The 4,225-nt window shown below is 64.4% G+C and carries 4 protein-coding genes; all 4 read left to right on the top strand.

From position 1 onward, the window contains the following. The coding region (locus VKZ87_RS08340) for an SDR family NAD(P)-dependent oxidoreductase (RefSeq protein ID WP_324220791.1) at window positions 1-682 on the top strand (682 nt) is incomplete at its 5' end. Between the two features lie 12 nt (window positions 683-694). Further along, the gene (locus VKZ87_RS08335) at window positions 695-1,879 is read left to right on the top strand and encodes a CaiB/BaiF CoA-transferase family protein (RefSeq protein WP_324220790.1); all 1,185 of its coding nucleotides are present in this window, start codon (window positions 695-697) and stop codon (window positions 1,877-1,879) included. Window positions 1,880-1,944: 65 nt separating this feature from the next. After that, window positions 1,945-3,090 carry an acyl-CoA dehydrogenase family protein gene (locus tag VKZ87_RS08330; protein ID WP_324220789.1) on the top strand — a complete coding sequence of 382 codons (1,146 nt, stop codon included), beginning with the start codon at window positions 1,945-1,947 and terminating at the stop codon, window positions 3,088-3,090. Then, window positions 3,090-4,225, top strand: a 1,136-nt coding sequence (locus tag VKZ87_RS08325; protein WP_324220788.1) for an acyl-CoA dehydrogenase family protein, incomplete at its 3' end; no start/stop codon positions are given. The genes VKZ87_RS08330 and VKZ87_RS08325, both read left to right, overlap by 1 nt.

Below are 4,225 nucleotides of genomic sequence, written 5' to 3'. Positions count from 1 at the left end.
GCAGGCCATTATCGATACCGCGATGCGGGCCTATGGCCGCGTCGATGCGCTGATCAACAACGCCGGCATCCTGCGCGACAAGAGCTTCGGCAAGATGGAGATGGCTGATTTCGAGGCCGTGATGCAGGTGCATTTCATGGGTTCGGTCTACTGCACGCGGGCGGCGTGGCCGGTGATGCAGGAGCAGAAATACGGTCGCATCGTTTGTACGACATCAATGGCGGGTCTGGTCGGCAATTTCGGGCAGGCCAACTACGGCGCCGCCAAGACCGCGATGCTCGGCTTCATGAACGTGCTCAAGGCCGAGGGCGCCAAGAACAACATTCTCGCCAACTGCATTTCGCCGGTCGCCGGCGAAACACGCATGGCCGGCACGGTCGCCGACGCCAAGGTGGCGGCGCTGGTCACTTCCGATTACGTGGCGCCGGCCGTGTCGTGGCTGTGCAGCGAGCAGTGCAATGTCAGCGGCGAGGTCATCGGTGCCTCCGGTGGCTACTTCACCGCGGTGCGCTTCTATCGCTCTGAAGGTGTGCTGTTGCGCGATAACAACACCGTGCCGTCCGTGGACGATTTTGCGGCAGCTGCCGGCCAGATTTTCGATTTCAGCAATCCGGTGCCCTTTACCGGCACCGCGAAGGAGTTCCTGCGCCGCATGCAGGAAGCCGGCCTCTACCAACCCTGAGCGAGCGTCGCGATGGCTGCGAATCCAGGTATGAACGGCGGGCCGCTGGTCGGCATCAAGGTGCTCGACCTCTCGAACGTCGGCCCCGGCGCCCGCTGCGCGCGGATGCTGGCGGACTTCGGCGCCAGCGTCACCCGCATCGTGCCGCCGGCGCGCAAGGGCGGGCATCGCATCGAGGCTCCGTACCATGCCTACGGCGGCGGCCGCGGCTGGCTCAAGGTCGTGCTCGATATGAAGGCGGAGCCGGGGCGCGAGCTGTTTTTCCAGCTGGCCGCGCAGGCCGATGTGGTGGTCGAGAGTTTCCGGCCGGGTGTCGCCGCCCGTCTCGGTATCGATTACGACGCGGTCGCTCGCGTCAATCCGCGTATCGTCTACTGCGCCATCAGCGGTTACGGACAGACCGGTCCGGCGGCGGGCTGGGTCGGCCACGATCTCAATTACGACGCCTTGGCCGGCATGCTGGCGACAACGGAATGCCGTATCGACGGCGCGCCAGCCATGCCCGGCCTCACTGTGGCCGATACCGCCGGCGGCGGCATGCAGGCGGTGCTCGCCATTCTGGCTGCGCTGGTCGGCCGCACAGCCACCGGCAAGGGCACCTACCTCGATGTGTCGATGACCGATGGCGTCCTCTATCTGATGTCGATGCATGTCGACGAATACCTCGCCACCGGCAAGGAGCCGGGGCCGGGCAGTTCGCTGCTGACCGGCGGCTATGCCTGCTACGACCTCTACCGCACCGCCGATGACCGCTGGCTGACGCTGGCGGCGGTGGAGTCCGGCTTTTTCGCCAATGTCTGCAAGGCGCTCGATTGCGAGCAGTGGATTGCGCAGCAGATGGACCCGGCCGCACAGGCATCGATTCGCGATGCTTTCCGCGCCGGATTTGCGCGGCGTACCCGTGCCGAGTGGATGGCGGTGTTCAGCCAGCTCGACAGCTGTGTGACACCGGTCAATTCGATTGCTGAGGTGGTCGATGACCCGCAATTTCAGGCGCGCGGCGCGTTTATCGACGTGGAGCATCCCGAACACGGCCGCTACCGCCAGCTCGGGCCGCTGCTGGCCGGCGCCGCGCCGGTCACCGGCACCGTCAAGCTGCCATCCGGCAGTGCCACCGATACCGAAGCCGTGCTGGCCGAGATCGGTGTGGACGCCAATCAATACCGGGCGCTGGCTGCGGCCGGCATCGTTGGTTAAACAACGTGGGCTGATAGAAAAGCCGTTATTTAGCCGGCAGAACATTTCGATATCAGGAGACAACAGTGGACCTCAAACTTTCTGACGAACAACTGATGCTGCAGGGCAGTCTGCGCAGGCTGCTCACCGACCAAAGCACGCCAGCCGTGGTGCGCAAGATGGAGAGCGATCCCAAGGGTTATCCGCCGGATCTGTGGCAGGCGCTGACCGACATGGGTCTGCCCGGACTGAATCTGCCGGAAGCCTATGGCGGCACCGGGCTGGGTGCGCTGGAAACTGCAGTGATTTACGAGGAATTCGGGCGCGCGCTGTGTCCGGCCCCGCATCTCGAAACGGCGGTCATCGGCGCCGGCATCATCGCCGCAGCCGGCAGTGAGGCGCAGAAGCAGCAGTGGCTGCCGCGTATTGCCGCGGGCGAAGTCATCCTGACGCCGGCACTGCTCGAACCGGGCAACAGCCTGAGCGCGAAAGGCGTGCAGCTGCGCGCCGAGCCAGGCACCGATGGCTACACCCTCAATGGCGAGAAGTACTTTGTCGGCTATGCCGAGGCCGCGGATCGCCTGCTGGTGCTGGCGCGCTCCGGCACAGGCAGGGGCGAGGCCGGCATCAACATTCTGCTGGTCGATCCGAAGGCTGCGGGGGTGACGCTGACCCGCACCCAGTCGCACGCGCTCGATCCGCGCTACACGGTGACTTTCAACAATGTCCGCGTGTCGCAATCGGAGCGTATCGGCGCCGAAGGCAGCGGCTGGCAGACCTGGGGCGCGGTCAGCTGCGAGGCGCTGATTGCCCAGTCGGCCTGGTTCGTCGGCTGCGGCACCCGCGCCGTCGAGCTGGCCAACACGTATGCCAAGGAGCGGGTGCAGTTCGACCGGGTTATCGGCAGCTTCCAGGCCATCGCCCACCAGCTGGCCGATTCCCATACCGGCGTCACCGGCGCCCGCTACCTGACCTGGCAGGCGGCATGGGCCAGGGACAAGGGCCAGTCCGACTGGCCGCGGCTGGCGGCCACGGCTTTCCTGCGCGCCAGCGAAGCCGCCCGTTTTGCCACCCGTACCGGCCAGCAGATCTTTGGCGGCGTCGGGTTTACCAATGATCTCGACATCCAGCTGTTCTTCCGCCGCGCCAAACAGAATCTGGTGACCTGGGCGGACGCGCGTGCGCTGGAAGATTTCATCGCCGCCGAACTTATTGAAGGGGGTAACTGCTGATGGACTTCGAATTTTCGCCGGAAGAACGGGCCTGGGCCGAGCAGGCGCAGGCATACATCAAACAATGCGCGGCCAAGCCGGGCGTCCGCATCAAGGGCGCGGAAGCGACCCGCTTTGTCGATACCGCCGAGAAGCGGGGTTTCATGAAGGATCTCGCCAAAGGCGGTTACCTGGGCGTGTCCTGGCCCAAGGAGCTGGGCGGGCAGGGATTGTCGGCCCGCTACGACTATCTGCTGAACGAGGCCTGCGCCTACGAGAATGCACCCGCCGTCGGCAAAGGCATCGGCATCATCGGCCGCTCGATGGCCAGACATGGCACGCCGGAGCAGCAGGCCTACTTCCTGCCCAAAATCCTCAATGCCGAGATCGAATGGGCGATTGGCTACTCCGAGCCGGAGGCGGGTTCCGATCTGGCCTCGCTGAAGATCAAGGCCACCCGCGATGGCGATGGCTGGCGTATCAACGGCCAGAAGCGCTTCACCACTTCGGCGCATTTCGGCGACTGGTATTACCTGGCCACGCGCACCGATGCCAGCGGACCCAAACACAAGGGCATCACGCTGTTCCTGATCGATCTGCATAACACGCCGGGCATTCACATCACTCCGATGTACTGCATCAACGGCGAGCGCACCAACGAAGTGTTCCTGGATAACGTTTACGTGCCTGATAGCCAGCGTTTCGGCGGCGAGGGGGAGGGCTTCAAGATCATCTCCGAAGCCCTTGATTTCGAACGCTTTACATTGTTTCCCCACAACATCCAGCAGCGCATTTTCGACAAGTTCCTGGAGTGGGTGCGCACCGCCACGCGCGATGGCGAGCCTGTGCGCAACGATCCCGTCGCGCGCAATGCGGTGGCCAGGCTATCGGTGCTGGTCGAAACCGGACGCATGCACAGCGTCAGTGTGCTGGCGCTGGAGGGTTACGAGGCGGCGGTAGCTGCGGCCATGAATAAAACCTTTGGCAGCGAGCTGTTCCAGCACATGGCCAATGTGATTTCGAGCGTAATCGGCGCGCAGACCATGCTGCGCCCCGATGAATCGACCGGCTGCGATAACGAGGCCGAGTTGTGCGACGGCCTGTTCGAGCTGATCCACCGCGCCGGCGTGATCCTGACCGTGGGCGCCGGCACCAA

Origin of the sequence: Ferrovibrio sp. (assembly GCF_035304305.1) — a bacterium.
Classification (GTDB): Bacteria; Pseudomonadota; Alphaproteobacteria; order Ferrovibrionales; family Ferrovibrionaceae; genus Ferrovibrio.
This window is presented reverse-complemented; position numbering and strand designations above follow the sequence as displayed.